We start from the raw sequence: 26337 nt of genomic DNA, 5'->3' as shown, positions 1-26337 counted from the left end.
TGTGTCCGCTTATTCCTGCGGTTCTTCTTCGTCTGCGGCAGCGTCGAGGGTTGGCTCGTCGACGATATCATCGCCGCTTGCCATTACCTCACGTGCGAACTCGGCATCGGCCTCGTCCAGCTCTTCACCTTCCACTTCCGATGGTTCCTGGACACGCTCCAGGCCAACCAGTGTCTCGTCGCTGGCCAGCTTGATCAGCGTCACGCCCTGGGTGTTACGGCCCAGGCTCGACACTTCAGCCACACGGGTACGCACCAGGGTGCCCTGGTCGGAAATCAGCATGATCTCCTCGCCGTCGAGCACCTGGACCGCGCCGACCAGACGGCCGTTGCGATCGTTGCTGACCATGGCGATAACGCCCTGACCGCCACGCTTGTACTCCGGGAACTCGCCGATGGCCGTACGCTTGCCATAGCCACGCGCCGAAGCGGTCAGGATCTGGCTGCCTTCTTCCGGGATCAGCATCGAAATCAGCTTCTGCCCTTCCGGCAGACGCATGCCGCGCACACCGCGGGCGGTACGGCCCATGGCACGCACGTCGGATTCCTTGAAGCGCGTGACCTTGCCGCCGTCGGAGAACAGCATGACTTCACGCTCGCCGTCGGTGATGGCGGCGGAGATCAGCACGTCGCCTTCGTCCAGCTCCAGGGCGATCAGGCCCACGCTGCGCTGGCGGCTGAAGGATTCCAGCGGGGTCTTCTTCACGGTGCCTTTGGCAGTCGCCATGAAGATGAAGTGACCTTCGGTGTATTCATCTACCGGCAGCATGGTGGTGATGTATTCATCACTGTCCAGCGGCAGCAGGTTGACCAGCGGACGACCACGGGCGGCGCGGGAGGCTTCCGGGATTTCGTAGGTTTTGAGCCAGTACACCTTGCCTTTGCTGGAGAACAGCAGCAGCGTGGTATGGCTGTTGGCGACCAGCAGGTGAGCGATGTAGTCCTCATCCTTCACGCCAGTAGCCGATTTACCTTTACCGCCACGACGCTGGGCCTGGTACGCAGCCAATGGCTGGGTCTTGGCATAGCCGCCGTGGGAGATGGTCACCACGCGCTCTTCTTCCGGGATCATGTCGCCCAGGGTCAGGTCGAGGCGGGCATCGAGAATTTCGGTGCGACGCACATCGCCGTATTCGGCGCGGATCACTTCCAGCTCTTCGCGGATCACTTCCATCAGGCGCACGGCGCTGTTGAGGATGCGGATCAGCTCGCCGATCTGGTTGAGGATCTCCTGGTACTCGGCCAGAAGTTTCTCGTGTTCCAGGCCGGTCAGACGGTGCAGACGCAGTTCCAGAATGGCCTGGGCCTGTTCCGGCGACAGGAAATACTTGCCTTCGCGCAGACCGTATTGCGGGTCCAGCGTCTCCGGACGGCACGAGTCGGCACCGGCACGTTCAACCATGGCCACTACGGCGCTGGATTCCCACGGCATCTTGATCAGTGCTTCTTTTGCTTCCGACGGGGTCGGGGAAGCTTTGATCAGGGCGATAACCGGGTCGATGTTCGACAGTGCAACCGCCTGGCCTTCCAGGATGTGGCCGCGTTCGCGGGCCTTGCGCAGTTCGAACACGGTACGGCGGGTGACCACTTCGCGGCGGTGACGCACGAAGGCTTCCAGCAGGTCCTTGAGGTTCAGGATGCGCGGGCGGCCATCGATCAGGGCAACTACGTTGATACCAAACACACTTTGCAGCTGGGTCTGGGCATAGAGGTTGTTGAGGATCACCTCAGGCACTTCACCACGACGCAGCTCGATCACCACGCGCATACCGTCTTTGTCGGACTCGTCGCGCAGTTCGGTGATGCCTTCCAGCTTCTTCTCTTTGACCAGCTCGGCGATCTTCTCGATCAGGCGCGCCTTGTTGAGCTGGTACGGGAGTTCGGTGATGACGATCTGCTGGCGGCCACCGACCTTGTCGATGTCTTCGATCATCGAGCGGGCACGCATGTAAATGCGGCCACGGCCGGTGCGGTAGGCTTCGATGATGCCGGCGCGACCGTTGATGATCGCGGCAGTCGGGAAATCCGGACCCGGGATGTACTGCATCAGCTCATCGACGGTCAGCTCGGGGTTGTCGATGAGGGCCAGGCAACCGTCGATGACTTCACCGAGGTTGTGCGGCGGGATGTTGGTCGCCATGCCCACGGCGATACCGCTGGAACCGTTGACCAGCAGGTTGGGAATACGGGTCGGCATGACAGCCGGGATCATTTCGGTGCCGTCGTAGTTCGGCACCCAGTCCACGGTTTCTTTATGCAGGTCGGCCAGCAGCTCGTGCGCCAGCTTGGTCATGCGCACTTCGGTGTATCGCATGGCCGCGGCGTTGTCGCCGTCGACGGAACCGAAGTTACCCTGGCCGTCTACCAGCAGGTAGCGCAGGGAAAACGGCTGGGCCATCCGAACGATGGTGTCGTACACCGCAGTGTCGCCGTGAGGGTGATACTTACCGATCACGTCACCGACAACACGGGCAGATTTCTTGTACGGCTTGTTCCAGTCGTTACCCAGCTCGCTCATCGCGAACAGCACACGCCGGTGCACGGGCTTCAAGCCATCGCGCGCATCAGGCAGTGCCCGACCGACAATTACGCTCATCGCGTAGTCGAGGTAGGACTGTTTCAGCTCGTCTTCGATATTGACCGGGAGGATTTCTTTGGCCAGTTCGCCCATGAGAAGCCTGATTCCTTTTTCGGGTGAAACCTCGTCACATCCATATGGGACGAACGAAGCTCGCCGCTGCCGGCAGAGTGCCTGACAACGACTTACGACAAATCAACGAGTTATGACACGGATCTGCACGTTATAGGCAACCCCTCGGGGCGGCCCTGGAAACCGCCGGATGTTATCACAATCGCCGCCACGCACCTATCCCCCTGATGCGCATGGAGACTAGTAATTTGACGGATGACAGGCGTGAGGGAGACGAGAGGGGCTCAGAGGCGCGGTGGTGCCATTTTTTGAGATCGGATCCGAGGGTTTTGTTGACTTTATAGACCCATCGGGGGCAAGCCCCCTCCCACATTTTGACTGTGCTCACAATCCAAGTGTGGGAGGGGGCTTGCCCCCGATAGCATTTTCACAGACGCCAAGACCCTCAATGCAACCGCTTACGGCACATCAGCTTGGCCAGTTTGGCTGTATCCGGCCGCTCGACAACCCCCTTCTCGGTCACGATCACATCAATAAGATCAGCCGGGGTCACATCAAATACCGGATTAAAAGCAGCCACTTCCAGGCGCTGACCCTTCACGTCCAGCAACTCGCCGGGATCACGTTCTTCCAACGCAACATCATCGCCAGTGGCCATCATCAGATCCAGAGTCGAACTCGGCGCCACCACCATAAAGCGCACGCCGTGATGCATGGCGCACACCGCCAACTGGTACGTGCCGATCGGGCCGATCACATCGCCATTGGCCGCAATGCAGTCAGCCCCGACGATTACCCAGGTCACGCCTTTGGTCTTGAGGATATGTGCGCCCGCAGAATCAGCATTCACCGAAACCGGGATGCCCTCGCCCGCCAACTCCCAGGCCGTCAGCCGCGAACCTTGCAGCCAGGGCCGGGTTTCATTGGCATAGACGTGCTCGACCAACCCCTCAAGAAAGGCGGCACGCACCACCCCGAGGGCCGTGCCGACACCCCCCGTCGCCAATGCGCCGGCGTTGCCATGGGTCAGGATCGCCTGGGCGTTGCCTTGGTGCTTGCGAATCCGCTCGACGCCCAGTTGGGCCATCACCAGATTGGCTTCGCGATCACTTTCATGGATTGCAATGGCCTCTGCTTCCAGGACAGCCAGCGGGTCAGCGTGTGTCTTGACGCGATCCAGGCGGTCACGCATGCGTTTGAGGGCCCAGAACAGGTTCGCCGCAGTGGGACGCGTATCGGCCAACAGCGCGTAGTCTTCCTCCCACGCGGCCTGCCAGTCACCGCCCTCGGCAACGCGATCACGGGCGGCCAGCACCAGGCCATAGGCCGCACTGATACCGATGGCCGGCGCACCGCGCACGACCATGGCGCGAATGGCGGCAGCGACGTCATCGACGGTGGAGCAGGCCACCCAGGTTTCCTGGGAGGGCAAGGCACGTTGATCGAGCAGGTACAGCGTGCCATCACGCCAATCGATGGCCTTCACTTTCTCCGCTGCCAACAGTCGATCGCGCATCCCTTACTCCGCACTCATGAACAAAAGCCGCCGATTATAGCGATCCGCCAGCCAGGACGCTCGGGTATACTTCGCGCTTCTTTTATAGCTGCCCGGGAAGAAGCCTGCGATGACCTCCACTGCCGCCCCGCTCGACTTACTGCTACTGCCAACCTGGCTGGTACCTGTCGAACCTGCTGGCGTGGTGCTCAAGGAACATGGCGTGGGCATCCGCGATGGGCGCATTGCCTTTATCGGGCCACGGGCCGCGGCGTTGAAGCTGGCGGCCAGCGAAGTGCGCGAACTGCCGGGCATGCTGCTCAGCCCCGGCTTGATCAACGCCCACGGCCACGCGGCGATGAGCCTGTTTCGCGGCCTCGCCGATGACCTGCCCCTGATGACCTGGCTGGAAAAACACATCTGGCCCGCCGAGGCCAAGTGGGTCGATGAAGCCTTCGTTCGTGATGGCACCGACCTGGCCATCGCCGAACAGCTGAAGGGCGGCATCACCTGCTTCTCTGACATGTACTTCTACCCCAAAGTCGCCAGCGATTGCGTGCACAACAGCGGCATACGTGCACAGATCGCAATTCCGATCCTCGACTTCCCGATTCCCGGCGCCAGCAGCGCCGATGAGGCGATCCGTCAGGGCATCGAGCTGTTCGGCGACCTCAAGCACCACCCGCGCATCAAGATCACGTTCGGCCCCCACGCGCCCTATACCGTGTGCGATGCCAACCTTGAAAAGGTCCGGGTAATTGCCGAAGAGCTGGACGCCGCAATCCATATGCATGTGCACGAGACCGCCTTCGAGGTGCAGCAAGCCGTCGAACAGACCGGCGAACGCCCGCTGGCACGCCTGGGCCGCCTCGGGCTGCTCGGTCCGCGCTTCCAGGCCGTTCATATGACCCAAATAAGCGAGGACGACCTGGCTTTACTGGTAGAAAGCAACACCAGCGTCATCCATTGCCCGGAATCCAACCTTAAACTGGCCAGCGGCTTTTGCCCGGTGGAGCGTCTGTGGCAGGCTGGGGTCAATGTGGCCATCGGCACCGATGGCGCCGCCAGCAATAATGACCTGGATTTGTTGGGTGAAACCCGCACCGCTGCGATGCTGGCCAAGGCGGTCGCCGGCTCGGCGACTGCCCTGGACGCGCACCGTGCACTGCGCATGGCTACGCTCAACGGTGCGCGAGCCATGGGCCTGGAAAGCGAGATTGGCTCACTGGAAGTGGGCAAGGCAGCGGATATCGTCGCGTTCGACCTGTCAGGACTGGCGCAACAACCGATCTACGATCCGGTCTCGCAGCTTATATATGCCACCGGACGCGATTGCGTGAAACACGTTTGGGTCGCCGGCAAGCAGTTGCTCGACGACCGGCAATTGACCCGCATGGATGAACACCAGTTGACCGCCACGGCCATTGCCTGGGGCAAACGCATCAGCGGGCACACCGAATAACGCCGGCCCTGGACCCGCGTGTCCAGGACCGACAAACCGATTTATCAGATTTAGAGGATGCACCATGAGCAACGTCGACCACGCCGAAATCGCCAAGTTTGAAGCCCTGGCCCACCGCTGGTGGGACCGCGAAAGCGAGTTCAAGCCCCTGCACGACATCAACCCGCTGCGGGTCAACTGGATTGACGAACGCATCAACCTGGCCGGCAAGAAGGTGCTGGACGTCGGCTGCGGCGGCGGCATTCTCAGCGAAGCCATGGCCCAGCGCGGCGCCACAGTAATGGGCATCGACATGGGTGAAGCGCCGCTGGCCGTGGCCCAGTTGCACCAGTTGGAGTCCGGCGTGAGCGTGGAATACCGCCAGATCACCGCCGAAGACCTGGCTGAAGAGATGCCCGAGCAGTTCGACGTGGTCACCTGCCTTGAGATGCTTGAGCACGTGCCGGACCCGTCCTCGGTGATCCGCGCCTGTTTCCGCATGGTCAAGCCCGGCGGCCAGGTGTTCTTCTCCACCATCAACCGCAACCCCAAGGCTTACCTGTTCGCGATCATCGGCGCCGAATACATCATGAAGCTGCTGCCGCGCGGCACCCATGACTTCAAGAAATTCATCCGCCCGTCCGAGCTGGGCGCGTGGAGCCGCCAGGCCGGCCTGACCGTCAAGGACATCATCGGCCTGACCTACAACCCGCTGACCAAGCACTACAAGCTGGCCAACGACGTTGACGTCAACTACATGATCCAGACCCTGCGCGAGGAGTAAGCCTGTGAAGTTGCGAGCGGTTCTCTTCGACATGGACGGTACCCTGCTGGACACCGCGCCGGACTTTATCGCCATCTGCCAGGCCATGCGCGCCGACCGTGGCCTGCCACCGATCAACGACCAGCACATCCGCGATGAAATCTCCGGCGGTGCGCGGGCGATGGTCGCCGTGACCTTCTCGATGGACCCGGAGTCGCCGGGTTTTGAGGAACTGCGCCAGGAATTCCTGGAGCGCTACCTGAAGGACTGCGCGGTGCACAGCAAGCTGTTCGACGGCATGGCCGAGCTGCTGGCAGACATCGAGAAGGCCAAGCTGGTCTGGGGCGTAGTCACCAACAAGCCACTGCGCTTCGCCGAACCGATCATGCAGCAGTTGGGCCTGGCCGAGCGCTCGGCCTTGCTGATCTGTCCGGACCACGTGACAAACAGCAAGCCGGACCCGGAGCCGATGATCCTGGCGTGCAAGATGCTCGGCCTGGACCCGGCCAGCGTGTTGTTCGTGGGCGATGACCTGCGTGACATCGAGTCCGGCCGCGATGCCGGCACACGCACGGCGGCGGTGACCTATGGCTACATCCACCCGGACGACAACCCGCGCCATTGGGGAGCGGATGTGGTGGTGGATCACCCGCTGGAACTGCGCAAGGTGCTGGATAACGCGCTGTGCAGTTGCTGACTATTCAACGCCCCCTATGAAGATGCAATGTGGGAGGGGGCTTGCCCCCGATAGCGGTGTGCCAGCCCGCACCTCTATTACTGACAGGCCCTCATCGGGGGCAAGCCCCCTCCCACAGGGGATCTTCAGTGTTTTCAGATTTGGGGTTCATAAGCTGCTGAATTCTGTCGAGGCTATTTATGTTTGATTACTCCGCACACCCAGAACTGCTCAAAGGCCGGGTGATCCTGGTGACCGGCGCCGGTCGCGGAATCGGCGCGGCGGCGGCGAAAACCTACGCCGCCCATGGCGCCACCGTGCTGTTGCTGGGCAAGACCGAAGCCAACCTGGCCCAGGTGTACGACGAGATCGAAGCCGCCGGCCAGCCGCAGCCAGTGGTGATCCCATTCAACCTGGAGACCGCCCTGCCCCATCAGTACGATGAGCTGGCAGCGATGATCGAAAAGGAGTTCGGCCACCTCGACGGCCTGTTGCACAACGCCTCGATCATTGGCCCACGCACGCCCATCGAGCAGTTGTCCGGTGAGAACTTCATGCGGGTGATGCACATCAACGTCAACGCGATGTTCATGCTCACCAGCACCTTGTTGCCGCTGCTCAAGCTGTCCCAGGATGCGTCGGTGGTGTTCACCTCCAGCAGCGTCGGGCGCAAGGGCCGGGCGTACTGGGGCGCTTACGGGGTGTCGAAGTTTGCCACTGAAGGCTTGATGCAGACCTTGGCGGATGAGCTTGAAGATGTGGCGGCGGTGCGGGCCAACAGCATCAACCCCGGCGGCACACGTACCAGCATGCGGGCCCAGGCGTATCCGGGGGAGAACCCGATGGAAAGGCCGGCGCCGGAAGAGATCATGCCGGTGTACCTGTACCTGATGGGGCCGGACAGTACCGGCATCAACGGGCAGGCGTTTGACGCGCAGTAACATCTGACACGCCCTGGATTTGAATGTGGGAGGGGGCCCCCTCCCACATTGGTATTGCAGTTCTCTAGAACTTAGTTCTTCACCACTTCTTCAAGCGTGAAACGCCCCAGCGGGTTCTGCAGGAAGTTGCTCACGTTCTTGCGAGAGATGTTGATGTAGGGGCTGTAGTACAGGTCGATCCAGTTCACATCCTGTTTCGCCAGTTTCTGCAGCTCAACATACATCTGCTCACGCTTGGCCGGGTCGGCCTCGATACGCGCTGCGGCCACGAGGTCCTTGACCTTGTCGTTCTTGTAGCGGGTCATGTAGTTCTGGTTGGTGTCGTGGCCCAGCACGAAGGTGGTTTTCTGGTCCGGGTCGAGAATGTCGTTGGTCCAGTACATCACCGAAATATCGTACTCACCGTCCACCAGCATCTGCCAGCTTTGGGTCGGGTCGACCTTCTGCAGGTTGGCCGTCACACCCACCTTGGCCAGTTGGTCCTTGATGATCACCGCAATCTGCTCGTCAGCCTCATTGCCCGCGTTGACCACGTAGTTCAGCTTCAAATCCTTGGCACCGGCAGCGGCCAGCAGTTTCTTGGCTTCGGTCGGGTCGTACGGGCGTTGCAGATTGTTGGCGTAGTGGTACAGCGAGCCTTTTGGAATGTAGGAATAAGCCACGGTGCCCTGACCGTAGGTGGCGGTCTTGACCAGCGATTGTTTGTCGATGGCCATGTCCAGCGCCTGACGCACTTCGGGCTTGGCCAGCAGGCCGTGGGCGTGGTTGATCAACAGGTGATCTTCACGGGTGGACGGGTCGGCGTGGATCACCACGTTCTGGTCTTTCTTGAGCTCTTCAACACGGGAGAACGGCACGAAGATCGCCGTGTCCAGTTCGTTGTTCTGCACCATGCGCATGCGCGTGTTGTCGTCGGTCACCGAGACCCATTCCACACCATCCAGGCTGACGTTCTTGGCCTGCCAGAAGTTCGGGTTCTTCTTCAGAATCACCCGATCACCCTTGCGCCACTCTTCCACGGTAAACGCGCCGGACGTCACCGGGTTTTCCGAGTAGGCGTCTTCGCCCATTTTGGTCATGGCTTTTTCCGACAGGACCGAGACCGTCGGCGAAGCCAGTTGCGAGAGGAAAGCCACGGCCGGCGTCTTCAGGGTGACGACCAGGGTTTTCGCGTCGGCGGCCTTGGCCGTGTTGATCAGGTTGAACGGATCGGCCCACAACGAGGCTTTGTTATCGCGGATGCGCAACAGGCTGAACGCCGCGTCTTCAGCGGTGATCGCCGAGCCATCGGAGAATTTCGCATCGCGCAGTTTGAAGGTGTAAGTCAGGCCATCCTTGGAGATGTCCCAGCTTTCGGCGAGGCCCGGTTCCATTTTGGTGCCCAGGTTATCCACGCGCACCAGGGTGTCGTAGACGTTGGCGAACACCCAGGTGTCGCGGTTTTGTGCACTTTTGATCGGGTCGAAGGTGGTGCTGTCTTCACGGCAGCCGATGGTGAGCACGCCAGCGGCCTGAGCCAAACCAGCGGTCAGTGACCAAGCCGTAAGCGTAGCGGCGGCGAGCAACTTCAAGTGACGGGATTGCATGTCATAACTCCTTGTTCATGAATGGCAGGGAAAGGTCAAAGCAAAGGTGCTTCAAGCACGCAACTGTATCGATGCTCGTGCAGGAAATGAGTAGGCGGCAACACCACGGAACACATCGCGCGCGCATACCGGCAACGTGGGTGAAAGGCACAGCCGGTGGGTAAACTCAGTGGGCTCGGCGGCTCACCGGGCAAAGGTTCTGCAGGCAACGGTCGATGGGGATCGATCTCCGGGATCGCCTGGATCAACGCCGCGGTGTACGGATGGCGCGGTGCGCTGAACACCGCCTCCACCGGCCCTTCCTCGACGATCTTGCCCAGGTACATCACCGCCACGCGGTCGCACAGGCGCCGCACGATGGCCAGGTCATGGGCGATAAACAGGATGGCCAGGTTCATGCGCTGTTGCAGTTCCAGCAGCAGGTTGATGATCTGCCCCTGGATCGACACATCCAGCGCCGCCACACACTCATCGGCGATGATCAACCGCGGCTCTACCGCCAGGGCGCGAGCAATGCCCACCCGCTGGCATTGGCCGCCGCTGAGGGAACCGGGCTTGCGATTGGCCAGTTCGGGGCGCAAGCCGACCAGATCAAGCAGTTCGTTGACACGCGCCGGGATGCGCTCGGCGGGAACCTTGCGCTGTACCCGCAGCACTTCAGCGATGGTTTCGCCGATAGTGTGGCGCGGGTTCAACGCCGCATAGGGGTCCTGGAAGATCATCGCCGTTTCATGGCGCAGGCGGGCGATGTCGATGGCACTGCCATGGGCCATGTCGACGCCATCGAACAACACCTGCCCGGCGCTGATCGGGTTGAGGTGCAGGATCGCCCGGCCGAGGGTGCTTTTACCGCTGCCGGACTCGCCCACCAACCCCAGGGTTTCGCCCGCCGCCAGGTTCAGCGATACACCGTTCACCGCCCTCACCCACTGCTTGTTCAGGCCAAACAAACCGCTGCCGGACGCCGCGAAGCGCACCTCCAGATCCTTGATCTGCAACAGGCTCATGGACGCTCTCCCAGCGGATAGTGACAGGCTACGCGCGCGCCTTCGGGCAGCAACTCGGTACATAAGGCGCCGACCTGCGGACAGCGCGGGTTGAACCGGCAGCCATCGGGCAACGCATCCAGCAACGGCGGCTGGCCGGGGATGGTGCGCAACAAGGCGTGGCCGCTGCTGTGGGCCGGCTGGCAGTCGATCAGGCCAGCGGTGTAGGGATGTTGCGGATGGGCCAGCAGGTCGTACTTGCTGCCGTGCTCGCACAGGCGCCCGGCGTACATCACCGCGATGGAATCACAGGTTTGCGCCACCACGCCCAGGTCGTGGGTGATCATGATGATCGACAGGCCACGCTGGTCGCGCAGGTCCAGCAGCAGGCGCAGGATTTGCGCCTGCACGGTCACATCCAGGGCGGTAGTCGGCTCGTCGGCGATCAGCACCTTGGGGTTGCAGCCCAAGGCCACGGCGATCATGGCGCGCTGGCGCATGCCGCCGGAAAACTCGTGAGGATAATTGTCGACCCGCGCCAAGGGATCGGGAATGCCCACTTGGCGCAGCACGTCGATGGCCAGTCGCCGGGCGTCTTTTTTCGACGCGCCCTGATGCAGGCGAATACCCTCGGCGATCTGCTCGCCGATGCGCATCAACGGGTCGAGGTGGCTGCTGGGGTTCTGGAAAATCATGCCCAGTTGCCCGCCGCGTATGGCACGCATGCCCGCGTCATCCAGTTGCAACAGATCCTGGCCGGCAAGGCGCACCGCACCGCCCTGCACCCGCAGGCTGGGCGACGGCAGCAAGCGCATCAGGCCGCGACAGGCCATGGTTTTGCCAGAGCCGCTTTCGCCCACCAGACCCAGGATTTCGCCTTCGGCGAGGTCGAAAGACACACGATCGACCAGTGTCACATCACGCCCGGCATTGTTGGCGATAACACTGAGGTCGCGCACTTGCAGCAGACTCATGCGCGATCCCCCAGCACTTGGGCAACGCCATCGGCCAGCAGGCTGAAGCCCATGGCCAGGGTCACGATGGCCAGCCCAGGAAAGGTGCAGATCCACCAGGCCGTGGTGATAAAGGCCTGGCCCTCGGCGACCATCGTGCCCCACTCCGCCGTCGGCGGCTGCACGCCCAGGCCCAGGTAGCTCACGGCGGCGCCGTTAAGCAGCACCAGCACCGCATCGGACATGGAAAACACAATCGAGCCAAACATCGCGTTGGGCAGCAAATGCCGGAACAGAATGCGCCCGTGACCAAAGCCCAGGCTCTTGCCCGCCAGGGCGAAGTCGCTTTCCTTGAGTACCAGGATCTGCGAACGGATCAGCCGCGCATACGAAACCCACCCCACCAGCGCCATGGCGATATAAAAGCTCTTCAAGCCAGGGCCGAGGATGGCCATGATCGCCAGCATCAGCACCAGGAAGGGGAACGCGAGGATCACATCAATCACTCGCATGCAAACACTGTCGAAACGCCCGCCGATATAACCCGAGACTGCGCCCACAAAGGTGCCAATCATGAACGGGAAAATCACCCCGATGATCGCCAGTTGCAGGTCGATGCGTGCGCCCCAAATCACCCTCGAAAGAATGTCACGACCGTAGTTATCAGTGCCAAATGGATGGGCCAGGCTGGGACCGATCAAGCTGATATCGGTGTTCTGCGCAATCGGATCAAACGGCGCGATCCACGGCGCGAACAGCGCCAGGGCCAACCATATCAACAGGATCAACAGCCCCCACGCGGCCGTCAGCCGGCCATTGCGAAAACCAAAACGCAGGCGCAAGCGCCATGGGGCGATCATCGGGCGGCTGCTCATTGCATCTTCACCCGTGGGTCGAGGGCCACTGTCGCCACATCCGCGATGAAGTTGACCACCACCGTGGCGCAGGCCAACACCATAGCCACGCCCTGCACCACCATGTAATCGCGGGTAAAGATGCCGCGCACCAACAACTGGCCGATACCGGGAATGGCGAACAGGCTTTCGATCACCACCGTGCCGCTGATCAGCCAGCCGATGTTCACCGCCAGCAGATTGACCGCCGGCACCAGGGAGTTGGGCAGCACATGGCGGCGAAACACCGCGGCTTCCGACAGCCCGCGCGCACGGGCGGCGGTGACGTGGTCCGCCTGCAACTCCATCAACATGCTCGCCCGCAGGTTGCGCACCAGCACCGCCGACAGCGCCAGCGCGATGGTCAGGCACGGCAGGACCATATGGTGCGCCTTGTCCAGCCAGGTGCGACCGTAGCCGGACACGGGGAACAGGCCCCATTTCACACTCAGCAGCAGGATCAGCATCAAGCCCAGCCAAAACGCCGGCATGCCCAGGCCCACCGTGGTGAACACGCGAATCAGGTTGTCCGCCCAACCGCCTTTATTGCGCGCCGCCCAGGTCGCCAGCGGCACCGCGATCAGCAGCGCCAGCACCACGCTGCCGAGTACCAGCACCAAGGTCGGCTCGATACGGGTGACGATCAGCTTCAGCGCGTCGACTTTGTACAGCAGCGATTGCCCGAGGTCGCCCTTGAGCAGGTTCTTGAGAAAGTAGAAATATTGCAGCCACAACGGCTGATCAAGGCCGTACTGGGCGCGGATCTTCAGCAACGCGTCCGGTGTGCTGCGCGAGCCGAGCAAGGCTCGCGCGGGGTCGCCGGGAATGGAGCGCACCAGCACAAAGGTAATCAGGCTGATGCCAAACAGCACCGGCAGCAATTGCAGCGGCCGGGACAGCACAAAACGGTAGCGCGCCAGGTTCATCCGTCAGCCTCGGTGGCGAGCGAGAAAGTCCAGCAGCACCGGGAAATATGCCTGGGGTTCTTCGTAGAACGGCATATGGCTGCTGTTGGGGAATACGTGCAGTTCGGCGTGCTTGGCCGCCATCTTCATGCGCATGGCGCAGGCCGGGGTGAGCTCATCGTGCTGGCCGGTGGTGATCAGGATCGGCATCGTGAAATCGGCCATCTCGGGGATGCGGTTCCAGTCCTTGAGGTTGCCGACGTAGAGGAATTCGTTGGGGCCTTGCATGGTTTCGTAGGGGCCCATGTTCCAGTCGCCGAGGGAACGTTTGACCGGCTCCGGCCATTCGTCCAGGCGGCACACATGGCGATAGTTGAGCAACGTGATCGCGGCCTGGTACTGCGGGTGGTCGAGGGTGCCCATGGCTTCATGGCGTTGCATCATGGCCACGGTTTCGCTGCCAAGGGCACCGCGCAGGCGCTCCAGTTCCTGGGACAGGTGCGGAATGTCGCCGACGGTGTTTTCCAGGATCAGGCTTTTCAGCGCGTCGGGGTAATGGATGGCGTATTCAATGCCCAGCCAGCCGCCCCAGGAATGCCCGAGCAAATGCACGCGGCCCAGGCCCAGTGCCTGGCGCACGGTTTCGACTTCTTCGACATAACGGCGGATTTCCCACAGCCCAACATCGGTCGGTCTGGCTGATGCGCCCGTACCAAGCTGGTCGAATGCAACCACTCGCAGGTTATGCGCCTTGAGCCAGCCATGGGCGTCGCGCAAGTAGTCACACGGCAGGCCCGGCCCGCCGTTGAGGCACAACAGCACCTCATCGCCTTCGCCAAAGCTGTAGACCACGAGGTTATAGCCGTCGACTTGCACGTTGTACTGCTGGTCGGGGGCAATTTCACGCCACATGCATACATTCCTTGTGTTGTATCGGCCTGGCGGGTAGCGGCCGTTTGCCAGGCCAACACTACCGAGGATGCCGCGCGTCCATAACCTAGTAGTTCTTATAGGTTTGGCCTGGCAGTCCTTCGCCGGGGCGTGGCATTCTACTTGCAGCAAGTCGAGATTCAAATGAATTCAGGAGCAGAACGGATGCTGGCCAAGCTGACTGCCTTCAACAAACGTCTGATGCCGGGCAGGAGCCTGGACGAGCAGATGGACAACGCCTTTATCCTCGCTCAACAGCTGGGTTTCGATGCGCTGGTCTACGACTACTCGCCCGTGCCGATCGACCAGGACGGCGCCTTGATCACCCCCTCGGTGCTGGAACTGCGCAATACCCCGCCCGACTGGCACGCGTTATGGTGCAGCAAAGGGTTTTACCAGATCGATCCGGTGCAACATCTGGCCCTGAGCACGGTGTCGCCGTTCGTGTGGTCCTACGAAGCCAAGACCGATACCCCGCTGCAAAAAATCATCGATCCGTGCCACGCCCCGGTTTCATCCTACCTGCATGACCAGCAACTGACCTGCGGCGTCAGCGTACCGATCCACCTGCCCCGTGGCGGTTTTGCTTCGCTGACCGGCCTGCGCATCGGTAGCGCCGGCACCGTGCTGCAGGAGGCACAGCAGACCCTGTCGGACTTCAGTGTGATTTCCCATGCATTGCAGGAAGCGGCCTACCCGCTGTTCAGCAAGGAACTGCGCACCTACCCCCATATCCACCTGACCAAACGCGAGCGCGAGTGCCTGAAATGGGCCGCCGACGGCCTGACGGCGGCCGAGATCGCCACTCAGTTGAGCCGCTCGCTGGCGGTGGTCACCCTGCATCTGGCCTCGGCAATGCATAAGCTGGGGGCAAAGAACCGCGTCCAGGCGGTGGTTCGTGCCACCCATTACCGCCTGCTGGAAGATTGATCCATCGGCAAAACCTAGCTGTTTTGCTAGTTACCTAAATTTCATGTGCAGACTATCGTGTCCCTGATCCTTTTTTTCAGAGCAGGGTACGAAATGGAATTCATCGAACAAATCCGCGAAGGGTATGCCGCGTTTGGCGACTACCAGACCTGGTACCGCGTAACGGGCGACCTGGCCAGTGGCCGTACACCGCTGGTCGTCATCCACGGCGGCCCCGGCTGCACCCATGATTATGTTGACGCCTTCAAGGACGTCGCGGCCAGCGGCCACGCCGTCATCCACTACGACCAACTGGGCAACGGCCGCTCCACGCATTTGCCTGAAAAAGACCCGTCCTTCTGGACTGTCGATCTGTTCCTCAAAGAACTGGATAACCTGCTGGACCACCTGCAGATCAGCGACAACTACGCGATCCTCGGCCAATCCTGGGGCGGCATGCTCGGCAGTGAACATGCGATCCTGCAACCCAAGGGCCTGCGCGCGTTTATCCCGGCCAACTCACCGACCTGCATGCGCACCTGGGTCAGCGAAGCCAATCGCCTGCGCCAATTGCTGCCGCAAGGCGTGCACGAAACCCTGCTCAAGCACGAAGCCGCCGGCACCTATCAGGATCCGGAATACCTCGCCGCGTCGCGGGTGTTCTATGACCAGCACGTGTGCCGCGTGAACCCTTGGCCGGAAGAAGTGGCGCGCACCTTCGCCCAGGTCGACTCAGACCCCACGGTGTATCACGCCATGAGCGGCCCGACCGAGTTCCATGTGATCGGCAGTTTGAAGGACTGGAAATCCATTGGCCGCCTGTCCGCGATCAACGTGCCGACCCTGGTAATCTCCGGCCGACATGACGAGGCGACGCCACTGGCGGTCAAGCCGTTTCTGGATGAGATCGCGGATGTGCGCTGGGCGCTGTTCGAAGACTCCAGCCACATGCCCCATGTGGAAGAACGCCAGGCGTGCATGGGGACGGTGGTGAAGTTTCTGGATGAGGCGTGTTCGAATAAAGTGCTTAAAATTGCGTAGATACCGTCTTGACGCTCACCGGGCAAGCGCCCGTTTCGCCCGGTAGCAGCTGTCGAGCGCAAGCGAGGCTGCGTTGGGCGCCCCGCAGATCGCGGAGTGTCAATACGCCCGCTACGCAGCCTCGCCAAGGCTCGGCAGCTGCTACGGATGCCAAGGACTCCCGTCGTCGCGTAGCAGCTACCGGGTCAGGCCTGGCTGACCTCAGTTTTTACCGCTTTCTTCGGCACCTGCGCCACTAATGGAATCTCCTTGCCCTCGGCATCAAACAACTTGCCGCCCCTGAAGTAATCCCCGTCCCGCAGGCCTGCAACGTCGTGGAAACACAAACTGCGCTCAGTCCCTGCCACGAACACCGACTGCTGGTCCGAGTTACCCGCCGTGAAGTGGTTGAACGCCAGATTCAGCAGGATCGCCATGATCGCCGACGAGCTGATGCCCGAGTGAAATATAGTCGCGAACCAGCTGGGGAATTGATCGTAGAAACTCGGCGCCGCGATGGGGATCATGCCAAAACCGATGGAGGTGGCGACGATGATCAGGTTCATGTTGTTGCGGTAATCCACCTTCGACAACGTGCGAATACCACTGGCCGCCACCGTGCCGAACAGCACAATCCCGGCACCGCCGAGCACCGAGGTCGGCACCGCCGCGATGACCCGGCCCATAAACGGCAGCAGGCCGAGGATCACCAGGAACAGGCCACCGGTGGCCACCACGAAGCGACTCTTCACCCCGGTCACCGCCACCAGGCCGACGTTCTGGGCGAATGCACTCTGAGTGAATGAACCGAAGATCGGCGCGAACATGCTCGACAGCATGTCGGCGCGCAGGCCGTTACCCAGGCGTTTGGAGTCAACTTTGGTGTCGATGATTTCGCCCACGGCCAGGATGTCCGCCGAGGTTTCCACCAGGGTCACCATCACCACGATGCACATGGAAATGATCGCCGCGATGTGGAAGGTCGGCATGCCGAAATGGAAGGGCGTCGGGAAACCAAACATCGGGCCCTGGGTTACGCCGGAAAAGTCCGCCATGCCAAGGAACACCGCGATCACCGTGCCGATCACCATCGCCAGCAGGATCGACAGGCGCGAGATGGTCGCGCTGCCAATCTTGCTCAATAGCAGCACCAGCACCAGGGTCAACGCCGCCAGGCCGATATTGGACATGCTGCCGAAATCCGCCGCACGGCTGTTACCGCCCATGGCCCAGCGCGCTGCCACGGGCATCAAGGTCAGGCCGATGGTGGTGATCACAATGCCGGTCACCAAGGGTGGGAAGAACTTGGTGATCCGCGAGAACACCGGCGTGATCAGCAGCCCGATAAACGACGCGGCCATCACCGCCCCGAGAATCGCCGGCACCCCGCCAGCACCGTCGCTGCCGACAATCGCCACCATGGTGGCCACACCGGCAAACGACACGCCTTGCACCAGCGGCAACTGACAACCAAAAAACGGCAGGCCAAGGGTTTGCAACAGGGTCGCCAGGCCACCGGCAAACAGCGAGGCGGCGATCAACAGACCAATATCGGCAGGTGACAACCCGGCCGCCTGGCCGACGATCAAGGGTACCGCGACGATGCCGCCGTACATGGTGAGCACATGCTGCAGGCCGTAAGCCATGTTGGCGGCGACGCCGAGATTCTCATCTTCTGGCCGCTGCGGTGACGCCTTCGGGATAGTCATGGTGAGGGGTTCTCTGTTTTTGTTGTGCGGCCACTGTATGCAATGTTAGGACTAGATGTCCATAGAGTTGTATACAATCAATCGAACAAGATACCCTCCTTCGGCGTTACAAAAACAATCCGGCCGTGATGAGCCAGAACGCCAAAGGACCACAACCATGAAAAAGGTATTACAAGGCGCCACCGTTGCACTCACCCTCCTCGGCGGCGGGGAGGCTGTCGCGGTGGAATGGATGAACAACAGCCTAGGCTTTCGCTATGGCCAGCAGTTCACCAACCCGAACAATCCCGACGACTTCAGCAAACGCATCTACAGCTTCACCCACGCCAGCGGCTACCAATACGGCAGCAATTTCCTGAATCTGGATGTGTTCCTGTCCGACAGCAGCGACCCACGCAAGGGCACCGATCACGGTGGCAGCGAGGTGTATGCCGTATACCGGCATCAGTTGTACGCCTCACGTGTATTGGATGTGCCGCTGGGCACCGGGCTGATCAAGGATTACGCGCTGACCCTGGGCTTTGATGCCAACCGCAACAACAACTTTGCCTCGGCGAAAAAACGCGCGCTGGTGATTGGCCCGACCTTGAAGTTCAACACCGTGGGCGTACTGGACCTGAGCCTGATGTACTACAAGGAAAAGAACCACACCGGCATCCCCGGCGCGCAGGAATCGAACCACACCTTCGACGACACCTACCTGCTTAACCTGACCTGGATGCGTCCATTCGAGATCGCCAGCCACGCGGCGAAATTCCAGGGGTTTATCAATTACGTCGGGGAAAAAGGTGAGGACTACCATGGCCGCGACACGGCGCCGGAGGCCTTGATGCGCACAGCGTTGATGGTGGCGGTACGGCCGGGTAAAAGCGTGAAGCCGAACCTGTACCTCGGGGTGGGTTACGAGTACTGGCATAACAAGTTCGGTGTAGACGGCGGCCGGGGCAGCCGCACGTCGACGCCGACGGTGAATATGGAAATAACGTTCTAGGCAGCGGCCAACTCGGAGTCGTCCGCCTTCGGCCGCGCCAGCCAGTAGCCCAACACCGCCAGTGGCGCAGTCGCCAGCATCACGATCACGGTAATCAGCAGCGGTTGCTCGATCATCGACGACACCAGCAGGCTGCTGAGGAAACACAGGCCCAGTTGCAAGGTGTTTTGCAGCGCCGCCGCCTTGCCGGAGTTTTCCGCAAACGGCATCAGCGCATTCGCTACCACAATCGGATAACTCGCACCGTTGACCAACGCCATCAGGCAGAACGGAATCAGCAACGTGGTGAGGGTCGGCACGCTCAAGGTCGCAACCAGGTACAGCGCCAGCATGCTGATGCAATAGGCCACCAACAACCAGGGCAGCAGCGTCTTGCCCTGGAAACGCTGCAGGGCACTGCGGCAACTGTAGCCACCCACCAGAAACGCCAGTGTCGGCAGTACGTAGCTCAGGCCGATGTCATTCGGGCTGTAGCCCATGTCGCCAAGGATGAAGGGCGAAGCGGTCAGCCAGGCAAAGAAACTGGCGGAGCAGGCAGCGAAGATCATTACGTTGCCGGTGAACACCCGAGACGTCAGCAACTGCATATAACCCAGGCGCGATGGTGCTTCAGTCCGCAGCTTCGGCACGTTGCGCAGGAACAACGTCGGCAGCAGCAACAGCAGCGAAACGCCCAGCAGCACCCCGAAGATCGCCTGCCAGCCAAAGTGATTCAGCACCATCGCGCCCAGCAGCGGCGCCAGGGCCGGCGACAGCGACATCAACGGCATGATGCTGGCGAACACCCGGTGAGCCTTGTCGGCCGGATAGCGATCAATCACCAGCGCCTGCCAGCTCACGGCAGCCGAGCACACGCCAATCGCCTGCATAAAACGCAAGGCCAGCAGTTGCGGTGCTGTCTCGACCCAGAACATCCCGGCGCAGCCCAGCACAAACAGGTTCAAGCCTGCGAGCAGAATGGGCTTGCGGCCCAGGCGGTCGGACAACGGCCCCCACAACAACTGTCCCAGGGCAAAGCCGGCGAGGAAAATGCTCAAGCTGGCACCCACCGCGCCCGCGCCAATCTGCAACTGTTCGCCCATGGCGCCGAACGCCGGCAAGTACATGTCCATGGCCAGATAACCGAGCATGCTCAGCCCCGCCAGATACCAAGTGAAACCAAAAGAATTTTTCATTGAAGCCTTGTCGATCCTGCCATCAAACTATTTGCTGACTGGCGCCCATTATGAAGCTGACAGATTGCCTGTGAAGCGATAATAATTGGACGCTCCTATCAATAATTTTGAAGACAAGCATTATGTGGTCTGAATACTCCCTGGATGTCGTCGATGCAGTGGCACGCCACGGCAGCTTCAGCGCCGCCGCTCAAGAATTGCACCGCGTCCCATCGGCTATCAGCTACACGGTGCGCCAGCTTGAAGAATGGCTGGCGGTGCCGCTGTTTGTGCGGCGCCATCGCGACGTCGAGCTGACCCCCGCAGGCCGTCTGTTTATAGACGAAGCCCGAGGCGTGATGAAAAAAATGCTCGGCACGCGGCGATTGTGCCAGCAGGTGGCGAACGGTTGGAGCGGCCAGTTGAAGGTGGCCGTGGACTCCATCGTCAAACCTCAGCGCTGCCGGCAATTGGTGCTGGATTTCTATCGACAGTTTCCCGAGGTGGAATTGTTGCTGGAGTACGAGGTGTACAACGGCGTGTGGGATGCCCTGGCCGATGAGCGCACCGACATTGTGATCGGCGCCACCAGCGCGGTGCCGGTGGCCAGTCACTTCACTTTCCGCGACATGGGCTTGTTGAACTGGCTGTGCGTGGTCAGCGCCAGGCATCCATTGGCGGCCGTGCAAGGCCTGCTCAGTGATGACCAACTGCGCCCGTTCGCCTCGCTGTGCATGACCGACACCTCACGTAACCTGCCCAAGCGTGATACCTGGACGCTGGATAACCAACGGCGGCTGGTGGTGCCGAACTGGGCATCCGCCATCGATTGCCTGCGCGATGGCCTGTGCGTCGGCATGGCGCCGGCGCATCAGGTGTTGCCATGGATCGAACGCGGTGAACTGGTGGCGCTGCAATTGACCCGGCCCTTCCCTGCCAGCCCATCGTGCGTGGCCTGGGCACAGAACAAACTGTCCCCGGCCATGGCGTGGTTGCTCGAATACCTGGGCGATAAAGAAACCATGAACCAGGAATGGCTCAATGGACCTGATCCAATAACCGGGTGATGGCCCGCACGATCATCTCGACCTCTTTGGCATCCAGGGTCAGCGGCGGCAACAGGCGAATGACCTTGCCCCGCGTCACGTTGATCAATAGCCCATGTTCCTGGGCGGCGCGCTGGGCAAGGTCGCGGCAGGGGCTGGCCAATTCGATACCGATCATCAAGCCCTGGCCGCGAATTGCCAGCACCTGCGGGTGCTCGTCCAATTCCATGCGTAACCGCGCCAGCAAGCGTTCGCCTTGTTGCGCAGCGTTCTGCAACAGGCCCTGCTCGTCGATGATGTCCAGCACGGTGCAGCCCACCCGACACGCCAGCGGGTTGCCGCCGAAGGTGCTGCCATGGCTGCCCGGCGTGAACAACTGAGCGACCGCCGACCGGGCCAGGCAGGCGCCAATGGGCACGCCGTTGCCGAGGCCTTTGGCCAGGGTCATGACGTCCGGCACGATGCCTTCGTGCTGGAACGCAAACCACGCGCCGGTACGGCCGATGCCCGTCTGGATTTCATCGAGCATCATCAACCAGCCGTGACGCGTGCAGTGGTCGCGCAAGGCTTGCAGGTAACCCGGTGGGGCTGGCAACACGCCACTTTCGCCCTGGATCGGCTCCAGCAAGACCGCCGCGATCCGCGTACCAAGGGTTTTGGTGAGCGCTTCGATGGCCGCCAGATCACCAAACCGGACTTTGAGAAAATCTCCAGGCAAGCGCTGAAAACCAAGACGCACCGATGGCCCATCACTCGCGGCCATGGTACCGAGCGTGCGGCCGTGGAAGGCGTTTTCCATCACCACCACCAACGGTTCTTCGATGCCTTTTTTCCAGCCGTGCAATCGCGCCAGTTTCAGTGCGGTCTCGTTGGCTTCGGCGCCGGAGTTGTTGAAGAAGGCACGGTCCAGGCCGGACAGTTGTGTCAGGCGCTGAGCCAGCCGCTGCTGCCAGTCGATGCTGTAGAGGTTGGAGGTGTGCAGCAACAGGCCGGCTTGCTCGCTGATGGCTGTCACCAGTTTCGGGTGGGAGTGACCGACGTTGGTTACTGCCACGCCCGCTACCGCGTCCAGGTACTCTCGGCCCTGCTGGTCCCATAGGCGTGTGCCCAGGCCACGGGTAAAACTCAAGGCCAAAGGTTGGTAGGTGGTCATCAGGCAGGCGGCGGTCATGGTGGCAGGCTCCGGTTGGGGTGGTTGAAGTATCGTTAGCCACCTCAGCTGGATAAACTGTACTTTCCTGCAATGACTTTAAATCAGGGATTGATAATGGATCTGTTCCAAGCGATGTCGGTTTACGTGAAAGTGGTGGAGACCGGCAGCATGACCGCCGCCGCCCACGCGTGCGGGATGTCGACCACCATGGTCGGCAACCACCTGCGCGCCTTGGAGCAACGCCTGGGCGTCAGCCTGCTCAAGCGCACCACGCGCAAACAGAGCCTGACGGAGTTCGGTGGCCAGTATTACCAGCGTTGTCTGGAAGTGCTGGGGCTGGTGGCCGATTCCGAGCAATGGGCTGAACAAGCCCACAGTGAAGTTCCCAAAGGCACCCTGCGCATCACCGCCCCACCTGCCTTCGGCACCGAACGCCTGGCGCCCGCCTTGAGCGAATTCTCCCAACGCTACCCGTTGATCAAACTGTACGTGGTGCTCAGCAATCAGCGCATGGACATGGTCGACAGCGGCTTTGACGTCGCGATCCGCCTGGGGGAACTGGAGGCGTCGAGCCTGATCGCGCGGCCGATGCAGGACTACACCATCACTCTCTGCGCCTCACCGCACTACCTGGCACGGCGCGGCACGCCACAGACGCCCGAGGACCTGCAACACCACGACTGCCTGGCCTTCGCCTACCCGTCCACCGACGACTGGCGCAATGCAGACAAGCTCTGGCGCATGACCGGCGCAGAGGGCGAAGTGGAAATCCCGGTGTCCGGCTCGCTGACCATCAACAGCTCCCAGGCCCTGCGCCAGGCGGCGGTGCAAGGCATGGGCATCGTCATGCTGCCCGACGCCCTGGTACAACCCGACCTGCAGACCGGCAAGCTGGTGGCATTGCTGACCACCTACCAACTGCCCAGCCGCCCCATGCACTTGTTGTACGGCCAGGACCGTTATCGCCTGCCAAAGCTGCGCGCCTTTGTCGATTTCGCCCTGGAGAAGTGGGCGCGCTAGAACCCCACGCCCAACTCACGCAGCCGAGCCGCCGTGTGTTCAGCCGACACATGGTGAATGCCTCGCCAGCCGAGCGCGACGGCAGCGTCGACATTGTCGGCAACATCGTCGATAAACACGACTTCCCCTGGCTGGATATCGGGCAAATAGGCACGAACCTGACTGAGGCTGGCGTCGTAGATGGCCGGATTGGGCTTGATCAGCTTCAATTCGCCAGACACCACTATGTCGCGAAAACAGTTTAGGAATGGATAGTGGGCACGGGCATAGGGAAAGGTTTCGGCCGACCAGTTGGTGAGCCCGAACAACGGCATGTTCGCCGCGTACAGCGCCTTGAGAATCGCCACACCGTCAGGCAACGGACCACGCAGCATCTCGTGCCAACGGTCGTAGTACGCGGTGATCAAGGCTTTATGGTGCGGGAATTGATCGACCAGCACTTGCGTGGCTTCGGCCAACGGCCGACCGGCATCCTGCTCGGTGTTCCAGGCCTGGGTGCAGATGGTATCGAGGAACCATTGCCGCTCGTGTTCGTCGACAATCAGCTTGCGGTACAGGTGTTGCGGGTTCCAATCGAACAAAACACCGCCGAAATCAAAAACTACTGCACGAATCGTCATCAGATCCTCCGTTAGCGTGGCTTGATAGCGGGGGAAGTCTGGCAGATTGAGGCGGGAATGGGAGCGCAACGGCGTGTAGGAATGTTCCCATAAGGAAGCATCTACACCAATCAAATGTGGGAGAGGATTGCTCCCTCCCACAGTTTCAACCGTGTTTAGGCCTGGACCAGACCGTTGATCTTGACGGTCGGGTTCACATCAGCCTCGTAATCCACGCCGTCGATTTCAAAGCCGAACAAGCGCAGGAACTCTGCCTTGTAGCCGGCAAAATCGCTGATCTCGTTGACGTTTTCGTCGGTAACCTGATTCCACAGTGCCGCAACGGCGTCCTGGACCTTTGGCTCCAACTCAGCCAGGTCGGCACGCAAACGACCGTCGGCGTCGAGTTTCGGCTCGCTGCCGTACAGGCTGTCTTTGAACAGGCCGTAGACTTGCTCGATGCAGCCTTCGTGAGTGCCCTGCTCTTTCATCACGCGGAACAGCAACGACAGGTACAACGGCATGATCGGGATCGCCGAGCTTGCCTGGGTAACCACCGCCTTGAGTACCGACACACGGGCGTCGCCTTTCAGTGCGGCCAGGTTGTCGCGCAGGGTCAGGACTTTCTTGTCGAGGTCTTTCTTGGCTTCGCCGATGGAGCCGTTCCAGTAGATGTCCTGGGTCAGCTTCTCGCCGAGGTAGGTGAACGCCGTGGTCTTGGCGCCTTCGGCCAGGACGTCGGCGTCACGCAGGGCGTCGATCCACAATTGCCAGTCAGCGCCACCCATGACATTCACGGTGCCGTCGATTTCTTCCTGGGTCGCAGGCTCAAGGGTGGTGTCGACCACAACGCCTTTGTCGGTATTGATACCGCGCAGGGTCACGGCTTTGCCGATCGGCTTGAGGGTGGAGTTATAGACTTCACCGGTTTTAGGATCGGTACGGCGTGGCGCGGCCAGGCTGTAGACCACCAGGTCGATCTTGCCCAAGTCTTTCTTGATGGTTTCGATGGTCAGGCGCTTGATGTCGTCGGAGAACGCGTCGCCGTTGATGCTCTTGGCGTACAGGCCTTTTTCGACGGCAAACTTCTCGAACGCAGCACTGTTGTACCAGCCGGCGGAGCTGAGCTTGCCTTCTTCGCCTTCTTTCTCAAAAAACACGCCCAGGGTATCGGCGCCGCAGCCAAACGCAGCACTGATGCGCGCGGCCAGGCCGTAGCCGGTGGAAGCGCCGAGGACCAGCACCTTCTTGGGGCCGCCTTCGATGACGCCGTTTTCAGTTACGTAGTTGATCTGCTCTTTGACGTTCGCTTCACAGCCAACAGGGTGAGCGGTCACACAGATAAAGCCACGAACCCGCGGTTTGATGATCATAAAAATTTCTGCCTCTTCCAAGGTGCCGAAGGCCAATGGTGGCCATTCAACTTCAATCGTACCGGTCTATGACGCCCGAAAAACCGAAGCGTCACGATAGACGTAAATCTTCCGTTTACAAAATCCAATCCACACAGGGCTGGCAAGGCTTGAAAACGGTGCAAAGCCTTCACAATTTCGCACTATTTAATACGCCCTTGCGGCGCAGAACGTCTTATCATGACGCAGTTGTTTCAATATGTTTCAAAAACCCCACCACTCGCGGCCACGGATCCGACTGTCGAATGGCGTCCTCCTGGAGCTGAGATGCATGAACAAGCCTGCTTTACGTAAAAAAGCGGTATCGGTCGCCTGGGTACTCGGCGTGCTGCTGATTATCGATGTATTCCCCGAAACCACACTGGTGTTCCTCTGCCTGGTACTGGTGTGCGGTATTTACGACTTCCTGCGTAACGGCCTGTATGACAAGAGCACCATCAAGAAATACTTTATTGGCAGTGGCCGCAACACCTGGCTGTTGGCGCCGTTCAACACGCTGTTCGACCTGCTGAGTTCGCGTAACCGCCACGTTTACACGATGCATGACCTGCCACTCGCCTGGCGACAGGACCTGCAACAGGTGATCGACGACGCTATGGCGCACAAGGATGAAATCATCGGGTACCTGGACGAACGCATGGCCGAGAAGAAGCGCGGCATGTTGTTTTTCCAATGGTACGGCCGGCCGATCGAGACCACCCTGGACATCCCGAAACTGCGGGAGAAACTGCCGTTCGTGAAGACCATCGGGGTGTCGGTCTTCAACGAAAACCGCTCGACCTCCTTTCACTTCGGCCCGCTGCGCATGATGTTCCGCGTGCTCTACAACATGGCACCGGCGCCCCACCACGAGGGTGTCTACATCCAGGTGGGCAAGCACAAGCATTACTGGCATGACGACCCACTGTTTATCTTCGATGACACGCTGATGCACGCGTCCTTCAACAAAAATGACGCCAAACGTTACTGTCTGTTTATCGATATCGTACGGCCGACGCCGTTGCCGTCCGTGCTCAACGCCGTGATCGCTGGGTTTTCGGGGATGGTCTTTACCCTGCGTCGGGTTTTCTACAAAAACTGGAAGCTGATTCAGTAAGTTCTGCGGC

General features: G+C 60.9%; 23 protein-coding genes. 10 read left to right on the top strand and 13 right to left on the bottom strand.

Features of this window, described 5'->3' with window-relative positions:
* Window positions 1-9 precede the first annotated feature (9 nt).
* Window positions 10-2670, bottom strand: a complete 2661-nt coding sequence (gene gyrA / locus DNK50_RS11780) for a DNA gyrase subunit A (protein WP_099587338.1) — start codon at window positions 2668-2670, stop codon at window positions 10-12.
* A 424-nt stretch (window positions 2671-3094) separates the two neighbouring features.
* Window positions 3095-4165 carry an S-methyl-5-thioribose-1-phosphate isomerase gene (gene mtnA / locus DNK50_RS11775; RefSeq protein ID WP_112194150.1) on the bottom strand — a complete coding sequence of 357 codons (1071 nt, stop codon included), beginning with the start codon at window positions 4163-4165 and terminating at the stop codon, window positions 3095-3097.
* Window positions 4166-4274: 109 nt separating this feature from the next.
* On the opposite strand from mtnA, the gene DNK50_RS11770 reads away from it, so the two are divergent.
* From DNK50_RS11770 to DNK50_RS11755, 4 genes are all read left to right on the top strand, one after another.
* A complete protein-coding gene (locus DNK50_RS11770) occupies window positions 4275-5606 on the top strand; it encodes a TRZ/ATZ family hydrolase (protein ID WP_112194148.1) in 1332 nt (443 codons plus the stop codon).
* Window positions 5607-5670: 64 nt separating this feature from the next.
* Window positions 5671-6369, top strand: coding sequence for a bifunctional 2-polyprenyl-6-hydroxyphenol methylase/3-demethylubiquinol 3-O-methyltransferase UbiG (ubiG, locus tag DNK50_RS11765; protein ID WP_112194146.1), 699 nt, complete (start codon window positions 5671-5673; stop codon window positions 6367-6369).
* A 4-nt stretch (window positions 6370-6373) separates the two neighbouring features.
* Entirely contained in the window at window positions 6374-7045 is a 672-nt protein-coding gene (gene mupP, locus DNK50_RS11760; protein WP_112194144.1) for an N-acetylmuramic acid 6-phosphate phosphatase MupP, read from the top strand.
* A gap of 179 nt (window positions 7046-7224) precedes the next feature.
* A complete protein-coding gene (locus DNK50_RS11755) occupies window positions 7225-7965 on the top strand; it encodes a YciK family oxidoreductase (RefSeq protein ID WP_112194142.1) in 741 nt (246 codons plus the stop codon).
* A 71-nt stretch (window positions 7966-8036) separates the two neighbouring features.
* Here DNK50_RS11755 and DNK50_RS11750 read toward each other — a convergent pair whose 3' ends face one another.
* Genes DNK50_RS11750 through DNK50_RS11725 form a run of 6 tightly spaced genes read right to left on the bottom strand, consistent with a single transcriptional unit; the run spans window position 8037 to window position 14200 of the window.
* Complete coding sequence (locus DNK50_RS11750; protein WP_112194140.1) at window positions 8037-9551, bottom strand: ABC transporter substrate-binding protein; 1515 nt, start codon at window positions 9549-9551, stop codon at window positions 8037-8039.
* A 35-nt stretch (window positions 9552-9586) separates the two neighbouring features.
* On the bottom strand, window positions 9587-10558 hold the full coding sequence (locus DNK50_RS11745; RefSeq protein ID WP_112194138.1) for an ABC transporter ATP-binding protein: 972 nt from the start codon (window positions 10556-10558) through the stop codon (window positions 9587-9589).
* Complete coding sequence (locus tag DNK50_RS11740; protein ID WP_112194136.1) at window positions 10555-11511, bottom strand: ABC transporter ATP-binding protein; 957 nt, start codon at window positions 11509-11511, stop codon at window positions 10555-10557. Before DNK50_RS11740 ends, DNK50_RS11745 begins: the two co-directional genes overlap by 4 nt.
* Window positions 11508-12365 carry an ABC transporter permease gene (locus DNK50_RS11735; RefSeq protein ID WP_099587347.1) on the bottom strand — a complete coding sequence of 286 codons (858 nt, stop codon included), beginning with the start codon at window positions 12363-12365 and terminating at the stop codon, window positions 11508-11510. The genes DNK50_RS11740 and DNK50_RS11735 overlap by 4 nt, the downstream gene beginning before the upstream one ends.
* Window positions 12362-13309, bottom strand: coding sequence for an ABC transporter permease (locus DNK50_RS11730; protein ID WP_032888892.1), 948 nt, complete (start codon window positions 13307-13309; stop codon window positions 12362-12364). Before DNK50_RS11730 ends, DNK50_RS11735 begins: the two co-directional genes overlap by 4 nt.
* Window positions 13310-13312: 3 nt before the next feature.
* Window positions 13313-14200 (bottom strand): proline iminopeptidase-family hydrolase, encoded by an 888-nt coding sequence (locus DNK50_RS11725; protein WP_099587349.1) that lies wholly within the window; start codon window positions 14198-14200, stop codon window positions 13313-13315.
* A 183-nt stretch (window positions 14201-14383) separates the two neighbouring features.
* On the opposite strand from DNK50_RS11725, the gene DNK50_RS11720 reads away from it, so the two are divergent.
* Window positions 14384-15148: a LuxR family transcriptional regulator gene (locus DNK50_RS11720; RefSeq protein WP_112194134.1), complete on the top strand. Its 765-nt coding sequence runs from the start codon at window positions 14384-14386 to the stop codon at window positions 15146-15148.
* Window positions 15149-15241: 93 nt separating this feature from the next.
* Window positions 15242-16168, top strand: coding sequence for a proline iminopeptidase-family hydrolase (locus DNK50_RS11715; RefSeq protein WP_112194132.1), 927 nt, complete (start codon window positions 15242-15244; stop codon window positions 16166-16168).
* A gap of 185 nt (window positions 16169-16353) precedes the next feature.
* On the opposite strand, the gene DNK50_RS11710 is transcribed toward DNK50_RS11715, so the two are convergent.
* Window positions 16354-17856, bottom strand: a complete 1503-nt coding sequence (locus DNK50_RS11710; RefSeq protein WP_112194130.1) for a nucleobase:cation symporter-2 family protein — start codon at window positions 17854-17856, stop codon at window positions 16354-16356.
* A 157-nt stretch (window positions 17857-18013) separates the two neighbouring features.
* On the opposite strand from DNK50_RS11710, the gene DNK50_RS11705 reads away from it, so the two are divergent.
* Window positions 18014-18847, top strand: a complete 834-nt coding sequence (locus DNK50_RS11705; RefSeq protein ID WP_112194128.1) for a nucleoside-binding protein — start codon at window positions 18014-18016, stop codon at window positions 18845-18847.
* Here the strand turns inward: DNK50_RS11705 and punC are convergent.
* Window positions 18844-20022: a purine nucleoside transporter PunC gene (gene punC / locus DNK50_RS11700; RefSeq protein WP_112194126.1), complete on the bottom strand. Its 1179-nt coding sequence runs from the start codon at window positions 20020-20022 to the stop codon at window positions 18844-18846. The two genes, DNK50_RS11705 and punC, sit on opposite strands and share 4 nt — an antisense overlap.
* A gap of 122 nt (window positions 20023-20144) precedes the next feature.
* Between punC and punR the strand changes: the two genes are divergently transcribed.
* Entirely contained in the window at window positions 20145-21068 is a 924-nt protein-coding gene (gene punR / locus DNK50_RS11695) for a DNA-binding transcriptional activator PunR (protein WP_112194124.1), read from the top strand.
* Here punR and DNK50_RS11690 read toward each other — a convergent pair.
* Entirely contained in the window at window positions 21040-22218 is a 1179-nt protein-coding gene (locus DNK50_RS11690) for an acetylornithine transaminase (protein ID WP_112194122.1), read from the bottom strand. The genes punR and DNK50_RS11690 overlap by 29 nt on opposite strands.
* Before the next feature lie 96 nt (window positions 22219-22314).
* Between DNK50_RS11690 and DNK50_RS11685 the strand changes: the two genes are divergently transcribed.
* Window positions 22315-23220: a LysR family transcriptional regulator gene (locus DNK50_RS11685; protein ID WP_112194120.1), complete on the top strand. Its 906-nt coding sequence runs from the start codon at window positions 22315-22317 to the stop codon at window positions 23218-23220.
* Here the strand turns inward: DNK50_RS11685 and DNK50_RS11680 are convergent.
* Window positions 23217-23840 (bottom strand): HAD family phosphatase, encoded by a 624-nt coding sequence (locus DNK50_RS11680; RefSeq protein WP_112194118.1) that lies wholly within the window; start codon window positions 23838-23840, stop codon window positions 23217-23219. The genes DNK50_RS11685 and DNK50_RS11680 overlap by 4 nt on opposite strands.
* A 155-nt stretch (window positions 23841-23995) precedes the next feature.
* Window positions 23996-25192, bottom strand: coding sequence for an enoyl-ACP reductase FabV (fabV, locus tag DNK50_RS11675; protein WP_112196924.1), 1197 nt, complete (start codon window positions 25190-25192; stop codon window positions 23996-23998).
* A 310-nt stretch (window positions 25193-25502) separates the two neighbouring features.
* Here fabV and DNK50_RS11670 point away from each other — a divergent pair, with 310 nt between their 5' ends.
* Entirely contained in the window at window positions 25503-26327 is an 825-nt protein-coding gene (locus tag DNK50_RS11670) for an aspartyl/asparaginyl beta-hydroxylase domain-containing protein (protein ID WP_099587359.1), read from the top strand.
* The last annotated feature ends 10 nt before the right edge of the window (window positions 26328-26337 follow it).

This window comes from Pseudomonas sp. LG1E9, assembly GCF_003290225.1.
In the GTDB taxonomy this organism is placed as follows: Bacteria; Pseudomonadota; Gammaproteobacteria; order Pseudomonadales; family Pseudomonadaceae; genus Aquipseudomonas; species Aquipseudomonas cyclaminis.
Note: the sequence above shows the minus strand (reverse complement) of the source record. Positions and strands in the feature narration are given on the sequence as shown.

Excerpts from the sequence above, each read along its gene's own strand:
- gyrA (WP_099587338.1), bottom strand. The coding sequence starts at position 2,670 with ATGGGCGAACTGGCCAAAGAAATCCTCCCGGTCAATATCGAAGACGAG.
- mtnA (WP_112194150.1), bottom strand. The coding sequence starts at position 4,165 with ATGCGCGATCGACTGTTGGCAGCGGAGAAAGTGAAGGCCATCGATTGG.
- DNK50_RS11770 (WP_112194148.1), top strand. The coding sequence starts at position 4,275 with ATGACCTCCACTGCCGCCCCGCTCGACTTACTGCTACTGCCAACCTGG.
- ubiG (WP_112194146.1), top strand. The coding sequence starts at position 5,671 with ATGAGCAACGTCGACCACGCCGAAATCGCCAAGTTTGAAGCCCTGGCC.
- DNK50_RS11755 (WP_112194142.1), top strand. The coding sequence starts at position 7,225 with ATGTTTGATTACTCCGCACACCCAGAACTGCTCAAAGGCCGGGTGATC.
- DNK50_RS11750 (WP_112194140.1), bottom strand. The coding sequence starts at position 9,551 with ATGCAATCCCGTCACTTGAAGTTGCTCGCCGCCGCTACGCTTACGGCT.
- DNK50_RS11745 (WP_112194138.1), bottom strand. The coding sequence starts at position 10,558 with ATGAGCCTGTTGCAGATCAAGGATCTGGAGGTGCGCTTCGCGGCGTCC.
- DNK50_RS11740 (WP_112194136.1), bottom strand. The coding sequence starts at position 11,511 with ATGAGTCTGCTGCAAGTGCGCGACCTCAGTGTTATCGCCAACAATGCC.
- DNK50_RS11735 (WP_099587347.1), bottom strand. The coding sequence starts at position 12,365 with ATGAGCAGCCGCCCGATGATCGCCCCATGGCGCTTGCGCCTGCGTTTT.
- DNK50_RS11730 (WP_032888892.1), bottom strand. The coding sequence starts at position 13,309 with ATGAACCTGGCGCGCTACCGTTTTGTGCTGTCCCGGCCGCTGCAATTG.
- DNK50_RS11725 (WP_099587349.1), bottom strand. The coding sequence starts at position 14,200 with ATGTGGCGTGAAATTGCCCCCGACCAGCAGTACAACGTGCAAGTCGAC.
- DNK50_RS11720 (WP_112194134.1), top strand. The coding sequence starts at position 14,384 with ATGCTGGCCAAGCTGACTGCCTTCAACAAACGTCTGATGCCGGGCAGG.
- DNK50_RS11715 (WP_112194132.1), top strand. The coding sequence starts at position 15,242 with ATGGAATTCATCGAACAAATCCGCGAAGGGTATGCCGCGTTTGGCGAC.
- DNK50_RS11710 (WP_112194130.1), bottom strand. The coding sequence starts at position 17,856 with ATGACTATCCCGAAGGCGTCACCGCAGCGGCCAGAAGATGAGAATCTC.
- DNK50_RS11705 (WP_112194128.1), top strand. The coding sequence starts at position 18,014 with ATGAAAAAGGTATTACAAGGCGCCACCGTTGCACTCACCCTCCTCGGC.
- punC (WP_112194126.1), bottom strand. The coding sequence starts at position 20,022 with ATGAAAAATTCTTTTGGTTTCACTTGGTATCTGGCGGGGCTGAGCATG.
- punR (WP_112194124.1), top strand. The coding sequence starts at position 20,145 with ATGTGGTCTGAATACTCCCTGGATGTCGTCGATGCAGTGGCACGCCAC.
- DNK50_RS11690 (WP_112194122.1), bottom strand. The coding sequence starts at position 22,218 with ATGACCGCCGCCTGCCTGATGACCACCTACCAACCTTTGGCCTTGAGT.
- DNK50_RS11685 (WP_112194120.1), top strand. The coding sequence starts at position 22,315 with ATGGATCTGTTCCAAGCGATGTCGGTTTACGTGAAAGTGGTGGAGACC.
- DNK50_RS11680 (WP_112194118.1), bottom strand. The coding sequence starts at position 23,840 with ATGACGATTCGTGCAGTAGTTTTTGATTTCGGCGGTGTTTTGTTCGAT.
- fabV (WP_112196924.1), bottom strand. The coding sequence starts at position 25,192 with ATGATCATCAAACCGCGGGTTCGTGGCTTTATCTGTGTGACCGCTCAC.
- DNK50_RS11670 (WP_099587359.1), top strand. The coding sequence starts at position 25,503 with ATGAACAAGCCTGCTTTACGTAAAAAAGCGGTATCGGTCGCCTGGGTA.